A 25,825-nucleotide genomic window follows, 5' to 3' on the forward strand; every position below is an offset into this window, starting at 1 on the left:
AAAAACAAATTGCTTTAAAAACGCAAAGATTTTATATTGTAATATTTTAAGGGAGCAAAGATGGAATCAATTTCATTGATTCTTTCTAAGCGTACACATAACCACATCGCTTCATCAGCGACATTGTCGCCCTCTTTTGCTTTCTTAAGATAAACCAGTTGAACCACTCATTCTTTGCGTTTCAAAAAAGAGTTATTCAATAAAGGTTGGGTGCTGGAAGAGGAAAGCTGGAGGTTACTTTAAGTTATAGTAATTGGATAGCTATTACAAAAACAAATTGCTTTAAAAACGCAAAGATTTTATATTGTAATATTTTAAGGGAGCAAAGATGGAATCAATTTTATTGATTCTTTCTAAGCGTACACATAACCACATCGCTTCATCAGCGACATTGTCGCCCTCTTTTGCTTCCTTAAGATAAACCGGTTGAATCGCTCATTCTTTGCGTTTCAAAAAAGAGTTATTCAATAAAGGTTAGGAGCTGGAAGAGGAAAGCTGGAGGCTACTTTAAGTTATAGTAATTGGATAGCTATTACAAAAACAAATTGCTTTAAAAATGCAAAGATTTTATACTGTAATTGTAATATTTTAAGGGAGCAAAGATGGAATCAATTTTATTGATTCTATCTAAGCGTACGCATAACCACATCGCTTCATCAGTGACATTGTCGCCCTCTTTTGCTTCCTTAAGATAAAACAGTAAAATCACTCATCCTTTGCGTTTCAAAAAAACAGCTACACAAAGTTGCCTGATTTTGGGCCAATGCAATAAAAACAATTCCGTAAAAATACTCCAAAGCCAAAAGATTTTAATGGAAACGTTTTAAAAATTAGCGAACAAGAAGATATATTCCGGCAGCAATTCCGGCATAAGCAACAACGGTAATAATATCAGCTATGGGCTGTGAAAACCGTTTTTCCGCAATTTTCTCGCCGTTGATCTGGTTCTTATGGAATTTCAAAGTTTTTTTAGCATTATGAACCGGGTGTGCTACAAGGCTGTCGCCTTCCCATTTGTCAACGATTACTTTATAGCTCTTGCCGTCAACGTCAATTTTAACATTTTTATTAGAGGTAAGTTTCTCCTGAATATTGATGGGTACAGGTACTTGTTGAGAACTCATACTTTTAAATTCAGCTGGTGTACTTTCTATTGGTGAAGAGGTAATATTAGCACGAGCTGTAGTCTGTTTAGGTTCTTGCCTGTTGTCGGTTGCTGCATTCACTTGCTTTTTAACCTGGTAAGTATAGCAGCTGGTAAGAGAAAATAATATGATGATGAGATAAAGATTCTTTTGCATTGGTTAAATTTAAGAATTAAACGGAATATTTAGCATTTTCTTTTGAAAGATCCTGTTTTTTTGGAATAGGGTAACTGTTTATTGATGTTTTAGGGCATACATTATGGGAATTTGTTTTCTTAGTTCTTTTGCTTATATCACCACTTAAATATAACGCAAAGTTTTTATAATGTAATTGTAAAAGATGGAATCAACTTCATTGATTCTTTCTAAGTGCACGCATATCTATATTGCTTCATCAGCGACATTGTCGCTTTCATTTGTCTTCTTAAGATGAAACAGCAGAATCACTCATTCTTTGCGTTTCAAAAAAGCTGCACAATAAACCATTGTATTATTTTATGCTGACCACCAGTCGTTATAACTCAAAGTAACTTTCAGCCTCCCTCTTCCAGCTCCCAGCGTTTAATAAAACAGACCAACAGCCATCTTTATAACCATTATAACTTCCAGCCTCCAGCTTCAAGACAAAAAAAAGGCTTTCAGGATAACTGAAAGCCTTTTTTACTATTTAAAAACCTCATTCTGATAAAGAAGATTGTCATCTTCGTCAAAGCTTATAATGGTTACTTTATATTGTTTTGCACTGTCGTTATTGAAAAATTTAATTCTTGGTGGAACATAATCGCTGTCAAATAAATTAGGATTCCAGTATAATGTTTCGCGGGTGTCATTTTCAATTTTTGCACTCTCATCTATCATTTCAACAAGAAATTCTGAAGGTTTATCATAACCCTTTATAGCAGATGAGTTATTCTTTGGTGCTTCTTTTCCTTTATTTTTAGACTTCATATTGCCTTTCATGGTATAGATGGCTACTGCATCACCTACTAATCCGGCTCCTTTCAGAATTTTTACCATAGCAATATTATTGATCGGCAAAGTGGAAATCATGGTAGGATCGGTAAGAATTTCATCTAAATAAAGCTTAGCCTGCTGGCCGCGAATGTAAGGAATACTTATCCCTGAATTATTTTTTTGAAATGTTAAACCGGCCGCTCTTCCCTGTAGCCAGTCTAATATATTGGTCATTCCGTCGGCATGCTGATCTTCATTCACAAAATCAAATATAGTAGAGTTCATAGAACTGAACATTCCGGTAGAAAGCTGTTGGTCCAGTTCTTCTTTTGGATCTTTCTTTTTTCCTACTAATTCTACTTCTTTAATTTCAATATCGGTACTTTCTGTCTTTTTGATGTTCTTTTGAGTATTAATTGCTTTGGCAATGGCTGGCGGAAGGGTTTTATTTCCATTGGCTTTTACGAGTTTATATTTCGTTTCCGGAAAATTACCGGTAAATGGTGTGGGATTTACCAATGGTTCTGCCGTTACAAATAAATTATCAGCAGTTGATTCTTTCCCATTTTCTGAATTAGCGAATAAGGAAACAGTCAAAGGTTCATCATTGCTAAGATTGTTTAAATAAACATAGCCGCTTTGGTCGGTTTGAAACGGACTGATAATGGGTTCGCTTTTCCCTGACTTCAACAATAAAACCACACTGGAATTGGACATCAGTGCGTTATTTTTAACAAGTTTTACCCTGTAAGAAAGGAATTTTTGAGATTTGGTCTTAATGGTTGGTACAGATCCACTCAATACGGAATTCCAGTCAAACCTCTTCCATTTTTCAGAAATAAGCAGAGCGTCTAAAGCTTCACTATTGGCATTTTTAGAAAAATATTGAGCCGGACTGTCTATTTTGGTAGTAAAATCTCCTGTTAACCAAAGTCCGCTTAGAATATTGTCTTCTTCAGGCTTCTGAGTTCCATCATCCTCACTTACCAAAACGGTATAATTTTTAAAATAAGATTCCGGAGAAAGATCAATACTATTGAAAGATCTTGGAGTCTGTTTAATGCTCTGGCCTATAATTTCAGCTTTCTCAATCTTTAAATCATTGGGCTTTATGAAACACAGCCTTTGGGCAACCAGATTATCCTGATCGTCAAAAATGGCTAATTGGAAAACTCCGTTAGCTCCATTGCTGATTTTGGTAGGAATAAGACTGGAAGCCTCATTGTTTAACTGTTTAATAGTAGCCTTATAAGCAAGGTGGTTATTGATAGTTCCTACAATTTTATAATTCTGAAGCTGTTGTTTTAAATTAACGCCTTTTAAAGTATATTTAATTCCGTCTTTTGAACTGTTAACCTCTAAATGAAGACCGCTGTCTGCAACCTGTGGAAGATCTATTGTTTTACTTTTCCCGGCATTATCCTGAATGATAACCTGGTATTTTTTTCCTGAAGCAGGAGTTAGGGTAAAAGAAGCCACATTTTTATCAAAAGACTTAAAGGTTGTGATAGAAATATTGGGGTTCTGTGCATCTACTATTTTTCCGGACCAGTTTTCCGGCAAAGAAGTATTGCTTGAAAGTCTTACAGCAAATTTTGTAGGCATACCATTAATGAAATTTCCCCCTTCGGGAAAGGCTTTTGCAGACCAGTCGGAACTTTTAGAAACTACTAATGATTCTGTGGAATTGGGGTTGTATACCGGAAAAGATTTAACAATCTGAAATTCTTCGTTAAAATTGGTCATATAAGGCGTATAAGCTCTTACAAAATACACCTGCTCCGGAAGATCTTCTTTCAGTTGAAAATCTCCGCTGCCTTCACCATTGGTGAGAAGTATGGTTTTCCAGTTTATTAATTTTTTATCAGAATTGTAGAGTTCTACAAACAGGGTAGTAGATAATGCAGAACGGTTATATCCATCAAACACAAAACTTTTGAACCAGATTTTGTCACCAGCGGCATATTGTGATTTGTCAGTAAGTACATATACTTTTTCTTGTTCGTAATTATCCTCAAGACTTGTAATTGCTTTTTCCAGTTTCGTTTGGGCCAGTATAGGTTGCACCAGAGAAAGAAGCAATACTCCGAATATATTTTTCATAGAAATCTTAACGCATTTTAATTCAGCGCTAATTTAATCATTTAAAGATTTGAAAATTGATATTTAGTGGGTTATTTCAAAAGAAAGAAACTAATAATGAATATTTTCAGTTGTTGGGTTGCTTGTTATACATCAGTGTTCAAAAATAGAAATTATCCATAAGAAGAGTAGATTACTGCCATACAGCCAAAATATTTTTATTATTTAATTTATCTTCACATCATGAATGCTATAAACATGAAACATGATATTTCTTATCATCTCGAAGAAAACCGTTTTATACTTTATATAGATATCACCAACCATAGCGGTGAAGAACGGAAATTTTATTTCTCTAATGATACAGGCAGCTTGGCCAGGAACGGGATAAGACTTTTTGATGCAAAGGATGAGGTAATAGAAGTCTATGAAAGAGCTTTTATCTCGCCTGCATATAATGCTGAGCCGGTTCCTGAAAATATACTGCCTCCCAATGAAACGCAACGGTTCGAATTTCCGGCTAAGGTTTTTGAAGAAGATGGCGAGCAGATATTATCCTTCAAAGGAATTTCATTCAGGATTCCCAGACATGAAAAATTTTATATCACCTTTGAATTTTCGAGAATACTATCTAATAAGTTGGAAGTAATGGTTTGAGCTGGATGAATCACATTGAACATAAGGTTGAAGCAATTAATGAAATGTAATCAAATGAATAAAGAAATCCATGAACTGCTCTATCACTATAACGAAAATGGGGATGAAGGGTACGATTTGAACGAAGTACAGCTCCTTGAAAAAATAGATATTGAGAGGATTGAAGGATTGAAATTGCTGCTTCATAGTAACGATCGATATATTGCTTATCAGGCGATGCTTATTTTACTCGCATGGGCAATACCGGAGGGATTTGAATTCATCAATCGGTTTATGAGTAAAAAATGGGCTGAAAAAGAAGAATTTGAACCCCATAGGCTTTATGGTGAAGATAATGTGTATGATATCATTACCAATGCATTGTATATTTCGACTTTTAATGGGAAAGACGAGCAGGAATTATATCCATATATCAAACAGTTTTTGAACCTATACGGAGGCCAATTTTTTGAATATCATTTAAAGCATTTTTTACTGAAGAAAAATTGTAGTCCACTTTTCAAGGAAATGGAGAAAGCGATGCAAAATGCTTTGGACAATAAAAGATACTATCAGGCCAGCCAATTATTTCCGGTACTGGTTCATTATGACAAAAATAAATTTAATGAATATAGGGAGGTTTTTACTCTTTTAACAGGCCAGGATAACAGGATTGCGTACAATGTGGAAGAAGCAGAAAAAATACATCAGAAGAATGAGAACTGACAGATTCAGTATCTTTAGGCATTTCTAAATGAGCCGGGTTTTAGCGGAACCACCTGTTTCTTTTTTCATGCCGGTACATGCATTACTAAGAATAGCATCAAGACAGCAACTGAAATTAATTTTGAGCTTTCATGGTATCTTTTTGAAACGTTAAATAAATTATTGTTGTGGAAAAATATATATGAAATTTTTTAATGTTTTTTTATCTATTTTCGGTGAAAATTGTGATACGTGATGATTGGAATAATAAATAATTAGATACAATAATTATCACTAATAAAACGGATATAAAGAAAGTGGATGATATTGTTCCTCACATTGTATTAAAGAGAAAAATTTATCCTTGAAGATGAAGAATATTGGCCTTATCTCACCCAATACTACCGTAGGTTGTCAGATATAATTACAATACAACTATAAGTAGTGTAATTACAACTAAGAGTATTTATAATTCTGATAGATAAGGATGGACTGGAAGCTATCTTTGTCCTGTCAAAAAGACTAAAAATACAAGAATATGGATATAAAGAAACTAGGCGATAAAATCGTTCAGGCACGAAAAGAAAACAGAATGTCCCAGGCGCAGCTTGCCCAACTTCTGTTTATCAGTCCGCAGGCAGTTGGAAAATGGGAGCGTGGAGAATCAGTACCTGATTTTATTACCATTAACCGTCTCTCTGAAATTTTTAATTTAGACCTTAACTATTTTTCAGAGAATGCACCCGTTCAAAAAGAAGAGTTGGCCATTAAAAATATGGCTAATAATACTGACCAAACTGGGCAAAAAAATAATGCAGAGGTTGAGTCTTCACATTCTGTAAGTGAACCATTACTCACTAATTTTAGCGGTGGAGCTTTCGTAGGGACAGATTTTGCTGGAGTAAACGCTCCGGAGAGAAAATTTTGGGGAAGTGATCTGAAGGGAGCAGATTTTTCCGAAGCAGATTTAACAGGCAGTTCTTTTAAGAACAGTGATGTGAGTAATGGTAATTTTGAAAGTGCAGATCTTACAGATTGTGTTCTATCTAATAATAACCTCTCTGGAACAAACTTTAAAAAAGCTGTTTTGCTTCGAACTGAGTTTTCCTCATCTGATCTTACTCAGGCAAGATTTACCGATATCAACTTAATTGATGTAAAGATAATGGGTGGTGATCTGAGAAAAACAATTTTTGAAAACTGCGAATTTGACGGGGTAGATTTTAGCTCTTCAGATCTGAGTGGACTTTGTCTTGATGGACAGCTTTTCATTAATGTAAAATTTGATAATGCCGGACTAAAAGGGGTCTCTTTTAAAGGAGCTGCGTTAAAAAATGTTTCTTTCCGATCTACATTTGCACTTACCAACAGATATTATAAAACCCTTAAAAGTATTGATTTTGAAGGAGCAATGATGGATAAACTGACCTATGCAGCCCTCAAGGGAGCTGGAGTAGATTTACCGAATGTAATAAAAGTATAGATTGTTTAATAATAACCAAAGAACTTCGTTCCATACAGAAAATGCTGACTGCATCTTTAAAAATATATATTAGAAATAAAGTTTAACGCAAAAATAAATAGTATGTCATTTCAAACCTATATTAAAAACATTGAAGAAAAAACAGGAAAGTCCCGTTCTGATTTTGAAAATTTAGCTGGGGAAAAAGGATTTACCGAAGATGGAAAAATAAAAAAGGGAGTAAAAGCAACAGAAATAATCAATTGGTTAAAAGAAGATTTTGAACTAGGGCATGGGCATGCTACTGCTATGTATGCCTATATTAACGGAAAGCGCGAATAAAAAAAATCTATCTCTGTAAAAAATGATAGGCACCTATTTTCCTAAATAAGTGCCTATCATTTTGATGAACTTGAAGGGATTATTTTTACATCACTTTTTTACAAGATTAAGCTGTTCTGCCAAATCAGAATACCATTATTCTATCCAAAAATGTCCCGTAGAATAGGTTCTGGCCTTACCTGCCACAATCACTCTTTCATTTTTGTTTTCACAATAGAGCTGGCCGCCTCTTTCTGATAGCTGGCGGGCAAAAAGCTTATCCTTTCCAAGTCTTGAAGACCAGAACGGAATGAGAGAACAGTGGGAAGAACCGGTTACAGGATCTTCAAGAATAGATGATTGCGGCGTAAAATATCTTGATACAAAATCACTGTCAGTACCTGCTGCAGTCACTACAACACCTCCGGGATCCAGGTTGATAAGGTCTAAAATAGATTTTTCAACGGTGATCTTTTTGATGTCTTCCTCAGACTCATAAACCAGTACGTAGTCTCTTGATTTGAAAACCTCCTTAGGCTGTATACTAAGAGATTTAATGATTGTATCCGGAAGAGTGGATGGTTCGGGCATTCTTGAAGGGAAATCCATATAATAAAATCCATCTTTTACATCCACTGTTAATTCACCGCTTGTGGTTTCAAAAACGATTCTGCTATTCGGATAATTTAAAATGGTAGCTAAGCAATGTGCAGTAGCAAGGGTAGCATGTCCACATAAATCCATTTCTATTTCAGGAGTAAACCATCTCAGATGAATGGTATTGCCATTATCAATAAAGAAAGCTGTTTCTGCTACAGCATTTTCACGGGCTATTTTTAAGAGAACCTCGTCGGGTAACCATGTTTTCAATGGAACAACACACGCAGGATTTCCCTGGAAAATTTCTTCTGTAAATGCATCTATTTGATATAATTCTAACTTCATAATTGAGAAATTTTAGATCGGTAACAAAGATAATTTATTTTACCGGATGGCTCTTGGGCTTATGATTTTTAAATGCAGAAAAACCCTCTGAAGATTCACTTTTTTCTTTTGTTTTTAAAGAGAATAGGGGATGTTGGTTCAATAGTTTAATAGTGGGTGATTCAAAATTCCAGCCCATATTTTTCTCAAGAAAATAAAAAACTGCTCCATCATGGGTTGTAATTTCAACAAAATACGCAGGAAATTTGTTCAAAGCATGTCTTACAGGCATAAAGGCGACTTCTTCTATTTGTTCAGCAGGATAAAGCATTTTGTTAATGATAAGGCTGTCATCGGCTAGAAAAACATTCGCAAGAGGAAGATTTTTTCTCAGCATCCGATGGTCTGATAAACATACAAACACTAGAAATAGAAAACATAGAATACTTGTACAGGCCAAATAAGCAGGCTCTTTTTCTTCGGTGAAAAAATAAAGTGATATCGTAACTATCTGAACAAAAATAACAATGAATCCATATCTGAAAAAGAAGAATTCGAAATAACTTGGATTTAATTTTTTCATGAATAAAAAGAGTTTGGTGGTTTCTGCTGCCATTATATTGAGCGCGCAGAAAATGCATTCCATTCTATAAAAATACAAAAGTTTATAGTCATATCTAGTCTGATATTTCTCACTAGGTTGTACAGTTTTAAATCTTGTTTAGGTCTTATTTTTGAAGGAATAAGGTTGTGAAAAAATCTATTTCAAAAATTGATACGGGTTTCTAATCATCAATAAAAAAATATCGCTACTTATTTAAAATAGCGATATTTTACATGTGTGCCCTTCAGAGGGTTATATTAGAATACCTTTTTACGGATATGAAACTACGATAATGATTTAGTATTGAGGTCTGTATCTGCAATTTTTGTGAGGAGTTTATCACATTTTTTTTCCTCGCTCAGGGTTGCCAGAAGATTTTTAAGGCAAACATTCTCTTTCAGAACTTTTGCATAGGCAGCAAGCGTTCCATAGGTTGCAATTTCATAGTGTTCTACCTTTTGTGAAGCTGCTATAATTCCTGTATCTCTTACAGATCCTGATTGGGTTTCTTTCATGATGTTTTTTCCTTCATCAAGAAGGCCTTGCATTGCATCACATTTTTTGGCTTGTGCTTTTTTCTTCAGGGATTTAAAACATTCCTCCAGCCTTTTTACATGAATTTCTGTTTCTCTGAGGTGATTTTCAATAGCCAGTTTAAGCTTTTTATCTGTTGCATTCTTATACATTTTAGGCAATGCTCCTACCAATGCTTTTTCTGCCCAGTACATGTCTTTCAGTCCATCTTCAAACAGGTCTTTCAGTCCTTTGGCAGCATTTTTCTTTGCTGGAGTTTTGGCTGTCTTTTTTGCCGTAACTGATTTAGCAGGTGCTCTTTTTGCTGTTGTTTTCTTTGTTACATTTTTTGTTGCCATAATACTTTAGATTTAATGTGATTGTTTTAACAGCTATAATTCTAGACCACTCAATAAACTAATTATTTTGCCGGTCATCCCTTTTTAATTCTCTTTCCACTTCATCAATCTCTGTTAAAGGAAGAAGAAAGTTGTTTTCAATATAGCTGCGGATATTTTCATCCGTTTTATTATTTACTTTTCTGATAAAAAGCTGATTGCTGGATTTCAGAGACTCTATGTAATTCAGGATATCCTGCTTATTCTGAAAAATTGTCTTCTCAAATATTGCCCTTTTATCATCATTTACAATAATATCATTAAATGATGTATTCATAAGAACGGTCTGAAAAAATGATTCGGCAGGTAAAAAGGTATGAAGATAATAATCTTCAAAATCCATTACTTTTTTATTGCTTGTTAAGAAAGCACAGGTTTCTCTTGTAAATATAAACCATTTTCCTCCAATATAGGGAGTTACCCCTTTCATAAATTCTCTTTTATAAATGAATGAGGAGATTATATAGGCTAATTCGGTGAAATGATTTTGTATTCTTTTCAGGGTATCCGGTCTGTAAAATTTCTGGTCGTAATAGAACAGATAATTCCGGCCTTTATTCACTGTAAGGAATTTACGTATGATGGATTGGGATTTAAGAGGATAATCTTCACCACTGAGATTGATGAAATAATCCCATTCCCGACTTGCATTTAAAAGAAATTCCATAGCATTAAGCTCTGCCTGGATCATACTGAAGCCTCCTGAAACAATATTCAGACTATCTAAAATAAAAACATTGGGAAATTGTACTATGTAGAGCTGTATTTCTTCTGTGAAGGCCGGTTGAGCCTTTCTGTCAATATGAATAAGATAGAACTGATCTTTTGTGTAAATTTTCTGAAACATCTCCTTGAATACATGAGGTTTATGATGTATCATAATAAAATAAGCAATTTTTATATGCGGTGTTGCATATGATTCCAGGGTTTGGGGCTGGGTCTGGGGTATGGGAAAAGCTGTTTGCATTTTGGGAAGCTTAAAATCATCCGCGTCTGCAAATAATTCGATTGACGTGCGAAAGGTATGAATAATTTTTTGATAATCAACCAATTAAATGTGGTTTTGTTTGTTTTTTTTATCGTAAGTTTGTAGAGCATTTATAAAACAGGTCACTGCCTTTGCTATTCTGTAATAGTTTAAAATCACAATTTTCTTTTCCAGTTTTGCTTTTTCAGCTACCATTTATAATCTTGATTTCATGAGTGAAACGGAGAAGATTATAAAAGTCCTACCATCAATAGGAGCGATATGTTATTGCTGGTCATAAACAATATTGAATAGTATTGTTGCAGATAAAGCAAGCAAAACGATAAACCGGAAAAGTACTCTTTATTTGTTTATCCTTATACCAACTCAAATTCTGATAAACAGATTTGCTTACCAACTACCGGAAGACCGGAATTTATAATGAGCTTTAAAAATTTAAACTTAATCAATCCCATTGTTCGTGCTGTAACGGAAGCTGGATATTCCAAGCCTACCGAAATACAGAGTGCTGCAATTCCACATATTCTGGCAGGAAAAGATATTATAGCATGTGCACAAACCGGAACCGGAAAAACTGCAGCATTTGCTATGCCTATACTACAGTTACTGAAAAGACATAACCCTGAACATCAAGAAATACGCACCTTAATTCTCACTCCAACCCGGGAATTAGCCATACAGATAGAAGAAAACTTTGGCATTTACAGCAAATATCTGCCTTTATCCCAACTTTCTGTTTTTGGGGGAGTTTCAATAGGTGGCCAGCTTGCTGCCCTGAGAAAAAGAGTAGATATTCTTGTAGCAACTCCCGGAAGGTTACTGGATCTGGTGAATCAAAGACATATTGATCTCTCTAAGCTTGAAATATTGGTTTTGGATGAAGCAGACAGAATGCTTGATATGGGGTTCATCAATGATGTGAAAAAAGTTTTAAGTTTAATTCCCCGTAAAAGACAAACACTGTTTTTTTCTGCAACCATGCCGGTAAGTATAAAGAAATTTGCAGAAACCATTCTGAATAATCCTGTAGAGGTTACTGTAACACCAGTGTCTTCAACAGCACAAACAGTAAAGCAATCTGTATATTTTGTAGAGAAAAAAGATAAAACAGATCTGTTGATAGATATCCTGCAGGAAAAAAACACTACTAGATCATTAGTTTTCACCCGTACTAAACATGTTGCAAATAAACTTGTTCAACAGTTAGAGGATGTGGGGATTTTTGCAGCAGCTATTCATGGAAATAAATCACAGGCAGCAAGACAAAATGCACTTGATGATTTTAAAAGCAGCAGAATTAATGTATTGGTGGCTACAGATATTGCCGCTAGAGGCATTGATATAGATGATCTTCCTAATGTTGTCAATTATGAACTTCCTAATATCCCGGAAACCTATGTTCACCGGATTGGAAGAACAGGAAGGGCAGGAGCAGAAGGTACCGCCATTTCATTTTGCGATACAGATGAGCGTGTGGATCTTAAAAATATTCAAAAGCTGATCGGATTTACAGTGCCGGTCAGATCATTTTATAAATAAATTCTGTAGCGTTTACAGAACACAATATTCAATTTTTAATAATAATTACAATGCAACAAGGCACAGTAAAATTTTTCAATGAAGCAAAAGGCTTCGGATTTATTACTCCTTCAGATGGGAGTAAGGACATATTTGTACATTCTTCAGGGTTGAGCATAAGTTCAATTCGTGAAAACGATAAAGTCGTTTTTGATGTACAAAAAAGTGACAAGGGCTTAAATGCTGTCAACGTAAAATTGGCATAATTTAAACTTGATTGTAGATATTTCAAAAGATAATTTTTTACAATTCCAGTTTCATAATTTTTATATTTTTTAACAAATAATATATCCATACCAATTTGTCTGGATATATTATTTGAACGGACATTACTATAAATACATTACTTTTTATTTCCATAATGTTCATTAACCTCTTACTGGTTTGTAAGAGGTTTTTAAAGATTTTGGAAAGAAGAAATCTCATGAGTTTAGTATTGAGTTATTCAGTAACAGGATAATTAAACACCAACATATACGTTTATAAGAAAGAAGAACATCATATGATTATTATCAACAATTTTATTGAATATAAAGCTCTTGAAGGCAAAATGATTGGGATTTCTGCCTGGCATACGATAGATCAGACTCAGATTAACAGGTTTGCAGAAGCAACCTTAGATTATCAGTGGATTCACACGGATAAAGAAAAAGCAGAAAAGGAAGGCCCCTTTAAGTCCACTATAGCTCATGGTTATTTAACATTATCACTTATTCCTTATCTCTGGAAACAAATTGCAGAGGTGAGAAATGTAAAAATGGAAATTAATTACGGAATTGAGAATCTTAAATTTGGACAGGCGGTTCCTGTGGATAGTGAGGTGAGACTACAAGCTACAATAAAATCTGTGACAGATCTCAGAGGAACGGTAAAGGTAGTGATGGAAGCGAAACTTCTAATAAAAGACCAAGCTAAACCGGCTTATGTAGGAGATGTTATTTTTCTTTATCATTTTCATATAGAATCATAATGATCTAATCTTATCACAAAATAATGTTCGATTGTTTTTTGTGCTTCTTTGCACATTAATAAAAGGTCATTCTTGGAGGTGTTCTCGAAACTAAAATCATCATGGGTTTCCACAATATATTCGGTTACGATTTCAATATTCATTATATCGAGTTCTGTTACATCAGTTTCCAGTCTATGTTCCTCTTTAAAAAAAGGAATTTTATGGAAAATAGTATCGTTAAACCGAAAAAGATGTATTGTTTTCACTGCAAAAATATTTAATAAATGAAAATTGAGTTTGGTTTATTTTGGAAGCTTATCTTTCATTTTCCTACTGATCCATCTTTTAGACAAGGTACGTTTTGATGGCAATGGGTACATGCCTCCTGAAAGGATATATAATAAGCTGTTCCAAAAATTATTTTTTCTGTAGAATTCATGACTATAGTTGGTTAATACTTTTAAGTATTCATGTTCATATTCCTTTGCTTCCTGTAATGTGTAATTTTTCGGAATATCTTTAATAATATCCATAGCGGTTTGGTTAAAGACTTTAGGTGAGTATTTTTCTATAAAGTCCAATTCAAGTCTGGATATACTGGTAAGTGGAATGAGTAAAGAAAAAATTTCATCATAAAAATTGCAAATAGTTACTTTCCATGATAATCTTTCTTCTTTTGGTAAAACCTGAATGGCCAGTTGGATGAGTTTTTTATGGCTCACCTCCAGTTCATCCATATAGATTTTGTTTTGCTGCCAGAATATAGATGCATTGATTTTATTTTTTTTAAAAATATTTTCCAGTATATATTCAAACTGTATTCTAATATATTTTATGTTCTCGCTCTGGTCTTCTAAAACAGACTGCCACAGATTATGCTGGCTTAAACTGCAATATGTACTGAATACCAATCTTGATCTGTTAATAAGCTGCTGTAATTCTTTTAACATTCTAAGAATTTCCGTTGCATCCCTTTCTAGGGTGATATTGGTATTTCTAATATAGAATAAAGCAACAAACTGTGAGTAATAGGTCCTTCTTGAAATATTTTTTTTATTTCTGAGTCCCAATTTGCTCTTTGGATGCTTAGTTAGCTTTTTCATCAGAGTTTTATTGTAAATCATTTTTTTTGATAGTCCCTTTTTCAAAGGATTTTTGCTGTATTTTAAGAGAAATAAGATATTGTCTTAAATCTTTGATCGTGATATTTTTTTCTGCGAAAGAAAAAAATAACGGAGTTTCATCTAAAAGTTCATACAGTTCAGGAAATTCTTTTTGAATTTCAACCGTTTTTTTAAATATCTTTTTTGTTAGAATTGATATGGTATCTACATTATTCATAGCCACTTTTTATTATTGTTACTATCATCTTAAAGCGTTTATTTCCTTTTACAGAATGAGATTTATGGGCGGGAATGATAATGCATTCACCTTCTTCCATAAAATAAGAAGCTCCGTCTATAATGATTTCTGCTTTACCCTCAATGATCTGTGCAACAGCATCAAAAGGAGAAATTTTTTCGGGTAACCCTTCTTTGTCATCAAATGATAAAGCACTGATATTGCCGGTTAGTTTTTCCAGAATTGTCTTGCTGACTACAGAATTCGGAATGTATTCTACAATCTGGCTGGTAATATATACTTTTGATTTCTCTAGTTCTTTATGATTCATCACAGCTTTTTAAGTATAAAAGACTAGACAGGTATTGTAAATAAAAGGGACAGAACTGTCTAATATCCCATCCCTTTTTCCAGTGAAAACTTTTGATAAATATGTCTTTATCATAGGCTTTAACTGTCCTTGAAAACAATTTATGAAAGATTAATTTCTTTGATGATATTGAGAACCTCTTCACGGTTTTTTCTTAATCTGTTTCCGATTCTTTCAAGCATTTCCTTTTCTTTACCTTCTTCAAATTTCAGATCATAATCTGTTAATGTTGAGAATTTTTCTTTCAGTTGTTTAGACTGTTCATTCCAGTCTTCGGGAATTTTGAAAGATTTATCGCCTTTATTGTGGTTTGTGTCCATAAGGTGGATTTTAGTGTAACTTCATTGCTACAATACAAAGTTGGGTGTTTAATGATCTATTGTATTACAGATTGTTTCTTTTATGTTGCACATATCACACGTTTACAAAATACCAGCCTGTTTTGAGCATCTGAAATACGGTTGTTCAGTTTGATGACTCTGATGAAGGGGTGGAAGTTATTGGGACTTTGGAAAAAATTACAAACTTAAAATACTACTATATAACTCCAAATAAGTGATTGATTATTCGTACCTTGCTGAATAACTACATTGAACTGGTGATCCGGACTATCAGTTCCTACATATTCTCTTCTTTTCATTATTTAATATTTCCGGTATATTATTACCTCTAGTCTGCTTCAAATCATTAATAAAGCTGTTTTGAAAAGGAAAATATAAAACTCTTGATTTCCTCCAAAGGACAATTCAATTGTAAATTATTACTGTTTTTATGAATATAAAAAAATATTTATGGATGTGGACGTTTTTGGTTCCTATCCTGGCGTGGCTCTCTTATATTGGAAATTCTGTTTTTTCTTCAGGGTATTACTCTGTGATTCTTACTTTATTTTTGATAGGAAGTGTTTTGGCTGCAGTGTATCATTCCGAAGTCATTGCCCATCGTTTGGGAGAGCCATTCGGAACTTTACTTTTGGCATTTGCCATTACGGTCATAGAAGTAGGACTTATTATTTCTATCATGATGGGAGCAAAAGGTTTAGAAACCATTACCCTTGCCAGAGATACGGTTTTTGCAGCAGTGATGATAATCCTTACCGGAATCATTGGAAGCTGCATTATAATAGGCTCTTTAAGATATAGAGAACAAAGCTTTACACTACAAGGGGTAAGTACCGCACTGATTACGCTTACCTCTGTTATTATTTTTGTGCTTATTCTGCCCAATTATACGGTAAGTCATCTCGGAGGTGAATATACGTCCTTCCAATTGCTTTTTATCGCCTTGATTTCTTTAGGACTTTATCTCGGATTTACTACGATCCAAACGTTTAGACACCGAAGCTTTTTCATTTCTCCACAAAACAAACTATCTAAAAATGAGCCTGTACAAAATAGTCATGAAATGATTTCCCGAAAACAATTGTATATCAGTTGTATATTATTAATCTTGTCCCTGGGAATAGTTGTTTTACTGGCAAAGCTTCTTTCAAAGGATGTTGAACATATCGTTGTTTCGGTTGGTGCTCCAAGGTCTCTTGTAGGTATCATTATTGCCGGTATCGTTCTCCTTCCGGAAGGGCTGGCTGCATTCAGAGCTGCCAAAAGTGATGAAATTCAAACCTCATTAAATCTGGCTTTTGGTTCTGCTTTAGCAAGTATAGGGCTAAGTATTCCTGCGATTGCCATTATATCTGTAATAACCGGCATAAGAATGTCATTAGGGATAGATATCAAATCAACAATACTTTTAGGACTGTCGCTTTTTATTATTACCGTCTCACTGGCAACGGGCAGAACCAATATCATGCAGGGAATTGTATTGATTGCTATTTTTTTAATTTACCTTTTTATTACGATAGTTCCATAAACTGCTGTGTATTAATATATAAATATAACAGTAAGTAAGGGTTGTTATTTTGGAAAACAGAGCCTTGCCATGAGGTAGCTTACTGTTGATTCGGCTCCCTGATTGAGATTAACATTTTTCTCTTCAAGTCCGTCATAACATCCACCTGTTGCAGGGTTATAAATGATCTGATGTAAATGATTTTTTCCTAAAAACCAACTAAAAGCATTCATCATCATCTGCAAATATTTTTCATCCTTAAAAACCTTGTAGAATGTAGATAAGGCCAGTATGGTGTAAGCAACATCAATAGGTTGTTCACCGCCAATTGATTCAGAAATTTTAACCGTTTCTTTCTGCAGCCATCCTTTGTTGGATATTACTTTGATGCCTCCTTTACTAAATATTTTAGAAAGCAAAAACTTGAATGATTCATTGGCAACCTGCTTATACATTTCGTCTTTGGTCGTAATCCATGCACACAATAAAGCTTCAGGGAGTACACTGTTTCCATAGGTCAGATAGCTTTCAAACCAATGCCAGTCTTTATGTTTTTCATGCTGATACATTTTCACCAGCCGATTGGCGAACTTTTTCAATAATGGAATATTGTTTTCATAGTTTTGATAATGCAATCCCTTTATGATAAAAGCCATTGCTCGGGTAGAATGAATGTTCTCAATAGATGAAAGACTTTTTTCAATAATGGACTCCGCTTCATCAGAAAACTGTTGAGGTAAGATTGTTTTTATTGAAAGAAGATATCCCAGTGCCCAGATAGCCCTTCCATTGGAATCTTCGAGATTGGTCTCATAATTCTGCTGGGCAAATTCCTTGTGTTGGTTTATATAGTTGAGAAAACTTCCATCTGGTTGTTGGCAGAACTTAATAAGCTTCAGATAAGTTGAGATTAAATCAAGGTCAGATTCATCTTTGCTTAGTTCATAATGTCTGCAGGCTACAATCATTGCACGGGCATTATCGTCCAAAGTATACCCGGAATTGATATCAGGTTTGTTGATTTTAGAGAACTGGATCATCCCAAAATCTGTTGTCATATTTTTGATATGGCTGAGATTGATGATGGGAAATGTATAATGTAATGTCATTTTATCTTTGCTGTATTGTTGAAATAATAAGGCGTGTGCAATTGAAGAATTCTCCCAGGCTGTGGGAGCCATTTTTTCCAAACTATTCGATCGCAATTTTTCTTGTGCAGTTTCATTTTTTAATAATGTATTCACGGCAGCAGCAAGCTGTTTCGGAGCTTCAAAATCAATAATAATTCCCAGATCTTCATTTAATACTTCCAGAGCATGGGGAATAGGAGTGGAAATAATAGGACAGCCACAACTGATGGCATAGGAAAAGGTTCCACTTACTGCCTGGTTTCTGTCTTTTGAAGTGAAAAGATAAATATTGGTAAGCTGAAGATAATCTAACAACTCATTCAAAGGCAGGTATTGATTGATAAAGTAAGTGTGTTTTTCCAAATGGAGTCTCTTAACAGTATTCTGCAAAAAATCACGGTATTTTTCCCCTTCATACTTAGTGATACCGGGATGCGTTTTTCCAATAATCAGAAACATCACATCCGGGTTTTGGGAAATAATTTCAGGCAGAGCTTCTAATGTGGTTTCAATATTTTTCCCCGAACCCAGCAAACCAAATGTTGAAAGAACTTTTTTATCTTTAAATCCATATTTCGCTTTCAGTGAAATTTTATCGATAAATGGCAGTAAATGAGTGCCGTGGGGTATCACTTTAATTTTATGAGATGGAATATCATAATCATTGGCCAGGATATCCGCAGAAATACCGGTCATCACAATAATAGATTTTACGAAACTGCTGATTTCTTTTACCCTTTCTTTTAATTCCCGATCCGGTTTCGGCAGAACGGTGTGAAAAGTAATAATGATATCTTTCTCTAGATTTTGAAGAAAAAGCATTAGTCCGTTTTTAGCTTCAGTGAAAAATCCAAACTCATGCTGAAGCATAACAAGTTGAATATTGTCATTTTTGTTGATTTTATCAGCCAGTTCCAAATAAGAAATAGCATCGGATGTATTGAGTCGATATTGAGGATTTTCTTCGTATCGATAGCTTTCATCTTCAGTTTCCATTGGGCAGATGATGATGGTAAATGATTCTTTGAACTTTAGCTGAAGAGATTTTATCAAATCCTGACAATATGTTGCAATACCGCACACCTTAGGAGGAAAAGTACTTATAAAGATAATTTCAGGCTTATAATTAATTGTGTTTTTTTTATTTTGGACAGATTGCCTTTTTGTCTTTTCCTCCACGTCTGAGTTTATATTTTTATTCATGTTGATATCTGTTTTTAAAGTCTGACATTCTTTATAGAATAGTCAAATTATGATGCGTACTGTAGTAATTCCTTCAATAACTCCGGGATGCTTAAAGAAGCAACAGCTATTCTTTTATCTGCAGCTCCGTAATAAATATGGAGTGTATCTTCTTCTACGATAGCTCCTGTAGGGAAGCAGACATTGTTCACTTCTCCCTTCTGTTCCCATTCTTCTTCGGGTTTGAAAAGAGGATAAGGAAGTCTTGAAATTTCTTTTTCGGGATTATTAAGATCCAGTAAAGCAGCACATGCGCTGTAAACATACCCTTCAATGGTATCATGTACGGCATGGTATATCAAAAGCCATCCATGTTCGGTTTCTATAGGGGGACATCCTCCGCCAATATAGCTTACTTCATGCTCATATTGGGGAGATAATACAATATGCTCTTTAAAGTGAAGGAAATAATCTTTCCAGAAATCAGGATTCAGATCTTCAATATTTTCTATACTTGCAATTTGGATATCGGGTTTTATGCGATGAAGAAAATAAAGCTTACCATTAATTCTTCTTGGGAAAAATATTACATTTTTATCCCAAAGGAAGACATCTTTATCCTTTTTATGAGAAGGAGAGAGTTTGTTGAAACGGATGTATTTTTCTCCTATTTCACCTTGGGATTCTGATAAAAGTATAAATTCTTTGTATGGAATTTTGGGAACAATAATGCCCCGTTTTTGCCATGATGTAAGGTCCTTAGATACTGCAAGGGTTCCCAATGCATTAATCCCGTCATAACTTGTATAGGTAAGATAAAATAAATGATCTATTTTTACGATTCTTGGATCTTCAACACCATGTTTTTCGTATTCAAACTCGGGGATGATAACCGGATCGCTCAACCGGGTTTCTATAGTCTTATAATCTGATAATATACAGTATCCGATACTGGAGAAATTATTCTTTGCAAGAGCTCTGTAAAATAAATGTATTTTTCCGTTATCCTTGATGACTGCAGGATTTAAAACACCCTCACTCTCAAAGTCTAATGCCGTTTTTCTGAGTATAATTCCGTTTTTTTTCAGGGATACCATTTAGTTGCCGGTATTTTGGGCTTCGTTTTCCCTGTCTCTTCGTTTATTCATTTTATCCTCCCGTTTCTCTTTTGCGGATTTCGCGGGTGGAGTTTTATCTGATTTCTTTTTTCCGTCTTTTTCTTTTGACATTGTGAAATATTTTTTGTTAACTGTAAATTTCAATCATTATAAAAGGAAAGCTTTGCAATTGTCTTTCAATTTGTTGCATAAATCATAGATATTTCCGATTTAATAGACTAACTTTGGGTAAATAACTGTTAATGAAATAATTGGCAGATATAAACAGTAAGGGAGATGAAGTTGTATATAAAATACATGGTAAGCTTGCGCTGCAAAATGGTTGTCCATCAGGAACTGGAAAGGCTGGGCATTAAAAATGCTATTGTAGATTTGGGAACTGTAGAATTATTGGATAATATCAGCGTCGAACTAAGACAGATTCTAAAAGAAAACTTACTTAAAACAGGACTTGAAGTATTAGATGATAAAAAAAGTATCCTGATAGAAAAAATAAAAAATGTAGTCATAGAAATGATTCATTATTCAGATGAACTTCCAAAAGAAAATTTCTCAGATTATGTAAGTGAAAAATTAGGATATGATTATACCTATCTGGCAAATACCTTTTCAGAAGTGAAAGGAATGACACTTCAGCATTTTATCATTATTAATAAAGTAGAAAAAGTAAAAGAATTGCTGTTGTATGATGAACTCAATCTTACAGAAATATCTTATAAACTCAATTACAGCAGTGTGGCCCATCTCTCTAACCAGTTTAAAAAGATCACAGGGCTTTCTCCTTCATTTTATAAGCAGTTGAAACAAAGACGTCTTGGAAATCTGGAAGACTTGTAAATGTGTGATATATGTAAGATTATTCCGGATATATATAGTTTAGTATATATTGAAACAGCCATCTTTGTAGTATAATAATCAGGAATTTATCAAATCCATTAAAGTTTATGCTGCCATAAGGTAGTACAATTTTTAGACAGGGAAATATAGTGAGCCGTTGAAAGTATTCATTATACAAATTACTGGTATCCGGTATTTTAAAATATTGTAGTAGTAAAGAAAGACTGGAAAAATCCAATATACACCATGATAAAAAATTAATAGGCTTAAGGATTCTCAACTTTGATAATGAGCATATTAAAATCCCGATAAAATAGTAGATCTGTTTTTAGAAGGTTTTAATTAATTAAGGATAGGAACTTATGGTTTCTGTCCTTTTTATCCATGTTTATGTGATGTGATAGGTTGGTGTAGAATAAATACTATCACCTGAACCCACAAAAAGACGTATGTTTAAACAACGTTTTTTACTCACCAGACAGGCTGTTCTTACAATTAACCCAATATCGGAAATCATGAAAACAATACATCTTTTTCAGTTTAAGAATTCCATTTCCCGGAAGCTTCCTTTTTTTAAGGAAGAATGTAGACTAGATAATTTAAATGATTTAATGGCCTATGACCTGATGAACACCGAGAAAGTGACCGAGTTCATTATTGAGGTTCATGATGATTTTATTTTTGAAGATATGAGCAGAGAAGACCTTTTATTAATGTGCAAAAATGCCAAGGAAATGATTGAGCATTATTTTGCAACAACAATGAATGATTATGACGTTATCTGAACATTAATTTCAGCAGCGTAAAAAGTTTTTTAGATCAACATTAAATAGTAGATGCAATGAAATTTCAGCAAAGTTTACTTGATTATATCAGTACTTCACTCATTACAATGAATGAAACGGTTTCTATAGCAGAAAGTGTAACCTCGGGATTAATACAGCTGGCTTTTTCCCAGATGCCTAATGCAAAGCTGTTTTACAAAGGAGGAATAACAACTTTTACATTGCCTGAAAAAGTTAAATTTTTAGATATCAATCGAATTGAAGCTCAGGAAAACGGTTTTGAGACTCAAAAAATGGCAGATACAATGGCTGTAAAGGTCGCTGAATCATTTGGAACAGATTGGGGAATTGCTTCTACGGGATATGCTGCATCTGTAAGAAATTCAGGCTTTAAAGTATATTCATTCTGCTCATTCAGTTACAAAGGAGAGACCGTGCTTTCCAAACGGATAGAGCTCAATGAAAAGACCCTGGCTTTAGATGCACAATTATATTATACCGAATTTATTTTAGGGTGTTATAAAAGTGCACTTAATCAGATATTAATTTAATATATATTGCTTATTATCAGTTAGAAATATTGGCTTTTAAGCCGATATCCATACCTTACAAAGTATCTTTCAAATCCGCCTGTAAAAATCACCCTTACAATTTAGCTGTATATCTAATTATATCATTAACTTTATCAAATCAGAGATCAGATATAGTTGACTGAAAAGATTATATTATGATAATGCTTATTTTCAGAAAACTATAACTTATCAAACCATGAACCTATTTCAACACAACAATTTTCCAAATGTAAAGGGCAGCAGAGTATCATTAAGACAGATTCTGGATACGGATCTGGAGGATCTTGTTGAGATTTCATTTTATGATGCTATTCAGGCGAAAACCGTTCAGCAGGCAGCTGAAATGCAGGCAAAAATCAATCAGGATTATAAAGATGGAAATTCTATTCATTGGGGAATTGTAGATAACATGACCCATAAAATTGTTGGAACTTGTGGCTACTACCGTGGATTAGATAAAGGAGAAGGTGAACTAGGCTGTGTTTTATTATCAAAATATTATGGACAGGGATATATGACAGAGGGAATGTTACTGGCTATTGATTTTGGACTAAATCAAATGAAATTAGAGCGAATCTGGGCTGCAACAAGTCAACAAAATGGTCCTGCTATTAAACTTCTCGAACGGCTTAATTTTATGAGAGTTAATGAGATAGATAACGACGAAATCGAATATGAACTAAGGTAGTTTTATTTTAACTATTTGGCTTGTATTTTATAGAAAACCTTTGAAGGAGACAAATATTTACAGTATGGGAGAACTAATTACTGAAGAAGTGTTTGCAGCACCACAATGGCAGAAAATAACCTATCGGATAGTAAGTCTTTTAGTATTTGCACTAGGAGTTAACGTTCTCATGATAAAAAATGGGGGATGGCTGCTTTTTTTAGCTCCTCTGATTTTCTTTATTGCTGTTTCCATGTTTGTATACACTCGTCAAAAACTTATTATTTCGAATAGTGAACTCCGTTTTGTGGGTGATTTTAAGAGCTATTTTATTTCCTGGAGTGATATTACAAAGGTTGATATGGTAAGACTTGGAAAATATAGAACACCAACAGTTACCATTTATTATTCCGGTGGAAAGCTGAAATTGAACAGAAGTTTCTATCTTGAGCCTCAGTTCAAAAGAATGTTATCACTAATGGAAACTAGAATTAATCCGGAATTATACACAAAGAGATACTGGGAAGTTCGTAACCAGATTGCCTGGAATATAGTTTAGAAAATGACAAAAACTTGCTTTACATTCATTACTGTTTGTGGTTTTTTGAAGCTGCAGGCATTATAAATATATAAAAAATGATCAAAAATAGTATACAATGGTTCATTGTTTTTTCCTTTGCCACATTTCTTTTTTCCTGCTCAGCCACAAAAAAGGTGGCAGAGACCGATACTGGAAAGGCTGCTGATAAATCTGATTTGCTTTATACGGAAATCCATCGTGTAGCTTTAGAAGCCACCCAAAATAATCATGTTCCGGGGGTAGCTATAGCAGTTATTCAAAATGGAAAAGTTCTCTGGACACAATGTATTGGATTGGCTGATATGGAAAGTAAAAAACCAATTACTACGGAAACTATTTTTAATGTGGGATCTGTATCGAAAATGGTATCTGCATGGGGATTGATACAATTGAGTGAAAAAGGGCTTGTAACATTGGATGAATCGGTTGATCCGTTCTTGGTGCGCTGGAAGCTGCCAGTATCCCAATATGATATATCAAAAGTTACTTTGAGACGTATTCTCAGTCATACAGCGGGGCTTTCGGTACACGGATATGGAGGTTCGGAACAGGGAACTCCATTGCTAAGTTTAGAAGAGTCACTTTCAGGAAAGACAAAAAGAAATGGAGAAAGTGTGCGTCTTATCAGTGAGCCAGGAACAAAATGGGAATATTCAGGTGGTGGTTACACCCTTGCACAATTACTGCTCGAAGAGCGAACGAAAGAAAAATTTTCAGACTACATGAAAAAGAATGTTTTTGAGCCTCTAGGGTTGAATCATACCCATTATGAATGGACAGAAGAAATGATGACAAGCTCTGCAACGGCTTATGATGCTTCAGGGAAACCAATAAAGAACAGGATATTTACAGAACAGGCTGCAGCCGGATTGCAAACTACAATTTTGGATTTGGCCCATTTTGCTGAGCTATCAATAACCTCTGATTCAAAACAGTTGAATAAAGTTTTGAAATCAACAAACCTGCAATTAATGGAGAAACCTGTTTTACCATTTTCTGATCAGGGAAAAAGTGGTCTAGGCTATCGGTTTATGAATTATGAAGGGTTTGAAACCATTGGGCATACCGGTGAAAATGAAGGCTGGAGTGCTGGGGTGTTTATGCATCTGCCTACAAAGAGCGGTATTGTTATACTCTGTAATAGTTCTAATGGAGACCGCGTCTGGTATCCTATTTACCAGAGTTGGGTAAAAAGAATCAAGGTAGATTAAAAGTACCTGATGCACTACATCATCTAAGAAGTATTCAGAAAGTCAAATAGAGTGGCTGGGATGTACTAGCGAAAAGAACTCTCAGTAGGTGTTTAGAGTTTAGAAATACCCCAATTCATAAAAATTATCATTCATGATTTTATGATTGTAAAAAGAGACAACTATTTGCTGGTTGTCTCTTAAAGTGATCAAAACAGGATGATTTTCAAACGCGGTTATAGATAATTTGGTTTGCTTGAGTCATATTAAAAGAGGATTACAGAACTCTTTTTTTGTCCTTAAGTTTCTATTTTATGGTATTGATCCTATACTTTTGCTTCTTTGTAGAAGACAAAAATCCTTACTAGGCTTTAGTTTTTCAATATATTTGATATTAAAATCGGTAGCCAATACTCAATCCAAATTTTGCCACAACGTCATGATCTGTTTTGTCTGCATTGAACAAAAGCTTTCCATAGCCAACGTTGGCTTCAAAAACAAGTCCTTTTTTTGTGACCAACTTCCAGCCAAGACCAGCACCCAGTGCAGCATCATAAACATCTTTATTTTCAGTGAATGTCACGTTGTCTGGTGCGTATATTTTTTTTCCATCAATGGAAGTGAACATTCCAAATCCTTCGACAAAAAAACCGGAAGCATATTTTTTTCCAAAATAATATCTGTAATAGGGGGAGATGTTGTAATTCATATCCTCATTTTTTGTCTGATCATAAACAATAAATGTAGAGATCCCCAGTGATGAACGTTTGTTGAGATGTCGTTCAAAACCTACTTCTACAGAACCGGATAATGGCGCAAGTAAATTCAGTTTAATTTCATTTTTTTTCTCATACGGATCTCCATTGGTTTCGTTGCTTTGAGCATCTACAGAATAAAAAGCAAACAAAAAGATGAGTAATAAAAAGGTTTTTTCCATAAAAAT

Annotated in this window: 29 protein-coding genes; 14 read left to right on the forward strand and 15 right to left on the reverse strand. The window is 34.3% G+C overall.

Annotated elements, in window-relative coordinates:
• Positions 1–830: 830 nt before the first annotated feature.
• Complete coding sequence (locus J2772_RS00005) at positions 831–1,301, reverse strand: hypothetical protein (RefSeq protein ID WP_209912279.1); 471 nt, start codon at positions 1,299–1,301, stop codon at positions 831–833.
• A gap of 507 nt (positions 1,302–1,808) precedes the next feature.
• Complete coding sequence (locus tag J2772_RS00010) at positions 1,809–4,202, reverse strand: hypothetical protein (protein WP_209912280.1); 2,394 nt, start codon at positions 4,200–4,202, stop codon at positions 1,809–1,811.
• A 237-nt stretch (positions 4,203–4,439) separates the two neighbouring features.
• Between J2772_RS00010 and J2772_RS00015 the strand changes: the two genes are divergently transcribed.
• From J2772_RS00015 to J2772_RS00030, 4 genes are all read left to right on the forward strand, one after another.
• Positions 4,440–4,838, forward strand: a complete 399-nt coding sequence (locus J2772_RS00015) for a hypothetical protein (RefSeq protein WP_209912281.1) — start codon at positions 4,440–4,442, stop codon at positions 4,836–4,838.
• A gap of 54 nt (positions 4,839–4,892) precedes the next feature.
• Positions 4,893–5,543 (forward strand): hypothetical protein, encoded by a 651-nt coding sequence (locus J2772_RS00020; protein WP_209912282.1) that lies wholly within the window; start codon positions 4,893–4,895, stop codon positions 5,541–5,543.
• 517 nt (positions 5,544–6,060) lie between these two features.
• The gene (locus J2772_RS00025; RefSeq protein ID WP_209912283.1) at positions 6,061–7,005 is read left to right on the forward strand and encodes a pentapeptide repeat-containing protein; all 945 of its coding nucleotides are present in this window, start codon (positions 6,061–6,063) and stop codon (positions 7,003–7,005) included.
• A 102-nt stretch (positions 7,006–7,107) separates the two neighbouring features.
• The gene (locus J2772_RS00030; protein WP_209912284.1) at positions 7,108–7,326 is read left to right on the forward strand and encodes a DUF4287 domain-containing protein; all 219 of its coding nucleotides are present in this window, start codon (positions 7,108–7,110) and stop codon (positions 7,324–7,326) included.
• Between the two features lie 135 nt (positions 7,327–7,461).
• Here J2772_RS00030 and J2772_RS00035 read toward each other — a convergent pair whose 3' ends face one another.
• From J2772_RS00035 to J2772_RS00050, 4 genes are all read right to left on the reverse strand, one after another.
• Positions 7,462–8,250: a PhzF family phenazine biosynthesis protein gene (locus J2772_RS00035; protein ID WP_209912285.1), complete on the reverse strand. Its 789-nt coding sequence runs from the start codon at positions 8,248–8,250 to the stop codon at positions 7,462–7,464.
• A 34-nt stretch (positions 8,251–8,284) separates the two neighbouring features.
• Complete coding sequence (locus J2772_RS00040) at positions 8,285–8,812, reverse strand: hypothetical protein (RefSeq protein ID WP_209912286.1); 528 nt, start codon at positions 8,810–8,812, stop codon at positions 8,285–8,287.
• Between the two features lie 305 nt (positions 8,813–9,117).
• A complete protein-coding gene (locus tag J2772_RS00045) occupies positions 9,118–9,705 on the reverse strand; it encodes a ferritin-like domain-containing protein (protein WP_209912287.1) in 588 nt (195 codons plus the stop codon).
• 58 nt (positions 9,706–9,763) lie between these two features.
• Positions 9,764–10,624, reverse strand: a complete 861-nt coding sequence (locus J2772_RS00050; RefSeq protein ID WP_245365006.1) for a beta-1,6-N-acetylglucosaminyltransferase — start codon at positions 10,622–10,624, stop codon at positions 9,764–9,766.
• Between the two features lie 528 nt (positions 10,625–11,152).
• Between J2772_RS00050 and J2772_RS00055 the strand changes: the two genes are divergently transcribed.
• The 3 genes from J2772_RS00055 (at position 11,153) to J2772_RS00065 (ending at position 13,280) form a co-directional block, all read left to right on the forward strand.
• Complete coding sequence (locus J2772_RS00055; RefSeq protein WP_209912289.1) at positions 11,153–12,271, forward strand: DEAD/DEAH box helicase; 1,119 nt, start codon at positions 11,153–11,155, stop codon at positions 12,269–12,271.
• Between the two features lie 50 nt (positions 12,272–12,321).
• Positions 12,322–12,516, forward strand: a complete 195-nt coding sequence (locus tag J2772_RS00060) for a cold-shock protein (RefSeq protein ID WP_045498816.1) — start codon at positions 12,322–12,324, stop codon at positions 12,514–12,516.
• A gap of 296 nt (positions 12,517–12,812) precedes the next feature.
• Entirely contained in the window at positions 12,813–13,280 is a 468-nt protein-coding gene (locus J2772_RS00065) for a MaoC family dehydratase (RefSeq protein ID WP_209912290.1), read from the forward strand.
• On the opposite strand, the gene J2772_RS00070 is transcribed toward J2772_RS00065, so the two are convergent.
• The 5 genes from J2772_RS00070 to J2772_RS00090 all read right to left on the reverse strand — a co-directional run bounded on the left by J2772_RS00070 (position 13,265) and on the right by J2772_RS00090 (position 15,293).
• Entirely contained in the window at positions 13,265–13,528 is a 264-nt protein-coding gene (locus tag J2772_RS00070) for a heme oxygenase (protein WP_209912291.1), read from the reverse strand. The genes J2772_RS00065 and J2772_RS00070 overlap by 16 nt on opposite strands.
• 36 nt (positions 13,529–13,564) lie before the next feature.
• Positions 13,565–14,365, reverse strand: a complete 801-nt coding sequence (locus tag J2772_RS00075) for a hypothetical protein (protein WP_209912292.1) — start codon at positions 14,363–14,365, stop codon at positions 13,565–13,567.
• Positions 14,366–14,372: 7 nt separating this feature from the next.
• Entirely contained in the window at positions 14,373–14,603 is a 231-nt protein-coding gene (locus J2772_RS00080; protein ID WP_209912293.1) for a hypothetical protein, read from the reverse strand.
• Positions 14,596–14,934, reverse strand: a complete 339-nt coding sequence (locus J2772_RS00085) for a cupin domain-containing protein (RefSeq protein ID WP_209912294.1) — start codon at positions 14,932–14,934, stop codon at positions 14,596–14,598. Before J2772_RS00085 ends, J2772_RS00080 begins: the two co-directional genes overlap by 8 nt.
• A 140-nt stretch (positions 14,935–15,074) precedes the next feature.
• Positions 15,075–15,293, reverse strand: coding sequence for a hypothetical protein (locus J2772_RS00090; protein WP_209912295.1), 219 nt, complete (start codon positions 15,291–15,293; stop codon positions 15,075–15,077).
• Between the two features lie 451 nt (positions 15,294–15,744).
• On the opposite strand from J2772_RS00090, the gene J2772_RS00095 reads away from it, so the two are divergent.
• Complete coding sequence (locus J2772_RS00095; protein ID WP_209912296.1) at positions 15,745–16,842, forward strand: calcium:proton antiporter; 1,098 nt, start codon at positions 15,745–15,747, stop codon at positions 16,840–16,842.
• Positions 16,843–16,886: 44 nt separating this feature from the next.
• Here J2772_RS00095 and J2772_RS00100 read toward each other — a convergent pair whose 3' ends face one another.
• Genes J2772_RS00100 through J2772_RS24270 form a run of 3 tightly spaced genes read right to left on the reverse strand, consistent with a single transcriptional unit; the run spans position 16,887 to position 20,362 of the window.
• Complete coding sequence (locus J2772_RS00100; protein ID WP_209912297.1) at positions 16,887–19,154, reverse strand: glycosyltransferase; 2,268 nt, start codon at positions 19,152–19,154, stop codon at positions 16,887–16,889.
• Between the two features lie 47 nt (positions 19,155–19,201).
• Positions 19,202–20,230, reverse strand: coding sequence for a pesticidal protein Cry7Aa (locus J2772_RS00105; RefSeq protein WP_209912298.1), 1,029 nt, complete (start codon positions 20,228–20,230; stop codon positions 19,202–19,204).
• Positions 20,231–20,362 (reverse strand): hypothetical protein, encoded by a 132-nt coding sequence (locus tag J2772_RS24270; RefSeq protein ID WP_262899055.1) that lies wholly within the window; start codon positions 20,360–20,362, stop codon positions 20,231–20,233.
• Positions 20,363–20,527: 165 nt separating this feature from the next.
• Between J2772_RS24270 and J2772_RS00110 the strand changes: the two genes are divergently transcribed.
• The 6 genes from J2772_RS00110 to J2772_RS00135 all read left to right on the forward strand — a co-directional run bounded on the left by J2772_RS00110 (position 20,528) and on the right by J2772_RS00135 (position 24,903).
• Complete coding sequence (locus tag J2772_RS00110) at positions 20,528–21,088, forward strand: helix-turn-helix domain-containing protein (protein WP_209912299.1); 561 nt, start codon at positions 20,528–20,530, stop codon at positions 21,086–21,088.
• A gap of 515 nt (positions 21,089–21,603) precedes the next feature.
• Positions 21,604–21,873 carry a heme oxygenase gene (locus tag J2772_RS00115; protein ID WP_245365009.1) on the forward strand — a complete coding sequence of 90 codons (270 nt, stop codon included), beginning with the start codon at positions 21,604–21,606 and terminating at the stop codon, positions 21,871–21,873.
• 56 nt (positions 21,874–21,929) lie between these two features.
• On the forward strand, positions 21,930–22,424 hold the full coding sequence (locus J2772_RS00120; protein WP_209912301.1) for a CinA family protein: 495 nt from the start codon (positions 21,930–21,932) through the stop codon (positions 22,422–22,424).
• A gap of 217 nt (positions 22,425–22,641) precedes the next feature.
• Positions 22,642–23,133 (forward strand): GNAT family N-acetyltransferase, encoded by a 492-nt coding sequence (locus tag J2772_RS00125; RefSeq protein ID WP_209912302.1) that lies wholly within the window; start codon positions 22,642–22,644, stop codon positions 23,131–23,133.
• A gap of 64 nt (positions 23,134–23,197) precedes the next feature.
• Positions 23,198–23,671 carry a hypothetical protein gene (locus tag J2772_RS00130; RefSeq protein WP_209912303.1) on the forward strand — a complete coding sequence of 158 codons (474 nt, stop codon included), beginning with the start codon at positions 23,198–23,200 and terminating at the stop codon, positions 23,669–23,671.
• 155 nt (positions 23,672–23,826) lie between these two features.
• Positions 23,827–24,903 (forward strand): serine hydrolase domain-containing protein, encoded by a 1,077-nt coding sequence (locus tag J2772_RS00135; RefSeq protein WP_209912304.1) that lies wholly within the window; start codon positions 23,827–23,829, stop codon positions 24,901–24,903.
• A 373-nt stretch (positions 24,904–25,276) separates the two neighbouring features.
• On the opposite strand, the gene J2772_RS00140 is transcribed toward J2772_RS00135, so the two are convergent.
• Positions 25,277–25,819: a DUF3575 domain-containing protein gene (locus J2772_RS00140; protein ID WP_209912305.1), complete on the reverse strand. Its 543-nt coding sequence runs from the start codon at positions 25,817–25,819 to the stop codon at positions 25,277–25,279.
• Between the last annotated feature and the right edge of the window lie 6 nt (positions 25,820–25,825).

Origin of the sequence: Chryseobacterium jejuense, from assembly GCF_017877355.1 — a bacterium.
Taxonomy (GTDB): domain Bacteria; phylum Bacteroidota; class Bacteroidia; order Flavobacteriales; family Weeksellaceae; genus Chryseobacterium; species Chryseobacterium jejuense_A.

What these genes read in the sequence shown, in the direction of transcription:
- J2772_RS00005 (WP_209912279.1), bottom strand. Translation starts at nt 1,301, where the DNA reads ATGCAAAAGAATCTTTATCTCATCATCATATTATTTTCTCTTACCAGC.
- J2772_RS00010 (WP_209912280.1), bottom strand. Translation starts at nt 4,202, where the DNA reads ATGAAAAATATATTCGGAGTATTGCTTCTTTCTCTGGTGCAACCTATA.
- J2772_RS00015 (WP_209912281.1), top strand. Translation starts at nt 4,440, where the DNA reads ATGAAACATGATATTTCTTATCATCTCGAAGAAAACCGTTTTATACTT.
- J2772_RS00020 (WP_209912282.1), top strand. Translation starts at nt 4,893, where the DNA reads ATGAATAAAGAAATCCATGAACTGCTCTATCACTATAACGAAAATGGG.
- J2772_RS00025 (WP_209912283.1), top strand. Translation starts at nt 6,061, where the DNA reads ATGGATATAAAGAAACTAGGCGATAAAATCGTTCAGGCACGAAAAGAA.
- J2772_RS00030 (WP_209912284.1), top strand. Translation starts at nt 7,108, where the DNA reads ATGTCATTTCAAACCTATATTAAAAACATTGAAGAAAAAACAGGAAAG.
- J2772_RS00035 (WP_209912285.1), bottom strand. Translation starts at nt 8,250, where the DNA reads ATGAAGTTAGAATTATATCAAATAGATGCATTTACAGAAGAAATTTTC.
- J2772_RS00040 (WP_209912286.1), bottom strand. Translation starts at nt 8,812, where the DNA reads ATGAAAAAATTAAATCCAAGTTATTTCGAATTCTTCTTTTTCAGATAT.
- J2772_RS00045 (WP_209912287.1), bottom strand. Translation starts at nt 9,705, where the DNA reads ATGGCAACAAAAAATGTAACAAAGAAAACAACAGCAAAAAGAGCACCT.
- J2772_RS00050 (WP_245365006.1), bottom strand. Translation starts at nt 10,624, where the DNA reads ATGATACATCATAAACCTCATGTATTCAAGGAGATGTTTCAGAAAATT.
- J2772_RS00055 (WP_209912289.1), top strand. Translation starts at nt 11,153, where the DNA reads ATGAGCTTTAAAAATTTAAACTTAATCAATCCCATTGTTCGTGCTGTA.
- J2772_RS00060 (WP_045498816.1), top strand. Translation starts at nt 12,322, where the DNA reads ATGCAACAAGGCACAGTAAAATTTTTCAATGAAGCAAAAGGCTTCGGA.
- J2772_RS00065 (WP_209912290.1), top strand. Translation starts at nt 12,813, where the DNA reads ATGATTATTATCAACAATTTTATTGAATATAAAGCTCTTGAAGGCAAA.
- J2772_RS00075 (WP_209912292.1), bottom strand. Translation starts at nt 14,365, where the DNA reads ATGAAAAAGCTAACTAAGCATCCAAAGAGCAAATTGGGACTCAGAAAT.
- J2772_RS00080 (WP_209912293.1), bottom strand. Translation starts at nt 14,603, where the DNA reads ATGAATAATGTAGATACCATATCAATTCTAACAAAAAAGATATTTAAA.
- J2772_RS00085 (WP_209912294.1), bottom strand. Translation starts at nt 14,934, where the DNA reads ATGAATCATAAAGAACTAGAGAAATCAAAAGTATATATTACCAGCCAG.
- J2772_RS00090 (WP_209912295.1), bottom strand. Translation starts at nt 15,293, where the DNA reads ATGGACACAAACCACAATAAAGGCGATAAATCTTTCAAAATTCCCGAA.
- J2772_RS00095 (WP_209912296.1), top strand. Translation starts at nt 15,745, where the DNA reads ATGAATATAAAAAAATATTTATGGATGTGGACGTTTTTGGTTCCTATC.
- J2772_RS00100 (WP_209912297.1), bottom strand. Translation starts at nt 19,154, where the DNA reads ATGAATAAAAATATAAACTCAGACGTGGAGGAAAAGACAAAAAGGCAA.
- J2772_RS00105 (WP_209912298.1), bottom strand. Translation starts at nt 20,230, where the DNA reads ATGGTATCCCTGAAAAAAAACGGAATTATACTCAGAAAAACGGCATTA.
- J2772_RS24270 (WP_262899055.1), bottom strand. Translation starts at nt 20,362, where the DNA reads ATGTCAAAAGAAAAAGACGGAAAAAAGAAATCAGATAAAACTCCACCC.
- J2772_RS00110 (WP_209912299.1), top strand. Translation starts at nt 20,528, where the DNA reads ATGAAGTTGTATATAAAATACATGGTAAGCTTGCGCTGCAAAATGGTT.
- J2772_RS00115 (WP_245365009.1), top strand. Translation starts at nt 21,604, where the DNA reads ATGAAAACAATACATCTTTTTCAGTTTAAGAATTCCATTTCCCGGAAG.
- J2772_RS00120 (WP_209912301.1), top strand. Translation starts at nt 21,930, where the DNA reads ATGAAATTTCAGCAAAGTTTACTTGATTATATCAGTACTTCACTCATT.
- J2772_RS00125 (WP_209912302.1), top strand. Translation starts at nt 22,642, where the DNA reads ATGAACCTATTTCAACACAACAATTTTCCAAATGTAAAGGGCAGCAGA.
- J2772_RS00130 (WP_209912303.1), top strand. Translation starts at nt 23,198, where the DNA reads ATGGGAGAACTAATTACTGAAGAAGTGTTTGCAGCACCACAATGGCAG.
- J2772_RS00140 (WP_209912305.1), bottom strand. Translation starts at nt 25,819, where the DNA reads ATGGAAAAAACCTTTTTATTACTCATCTTTTTGTTTGCTTTTTATTCT.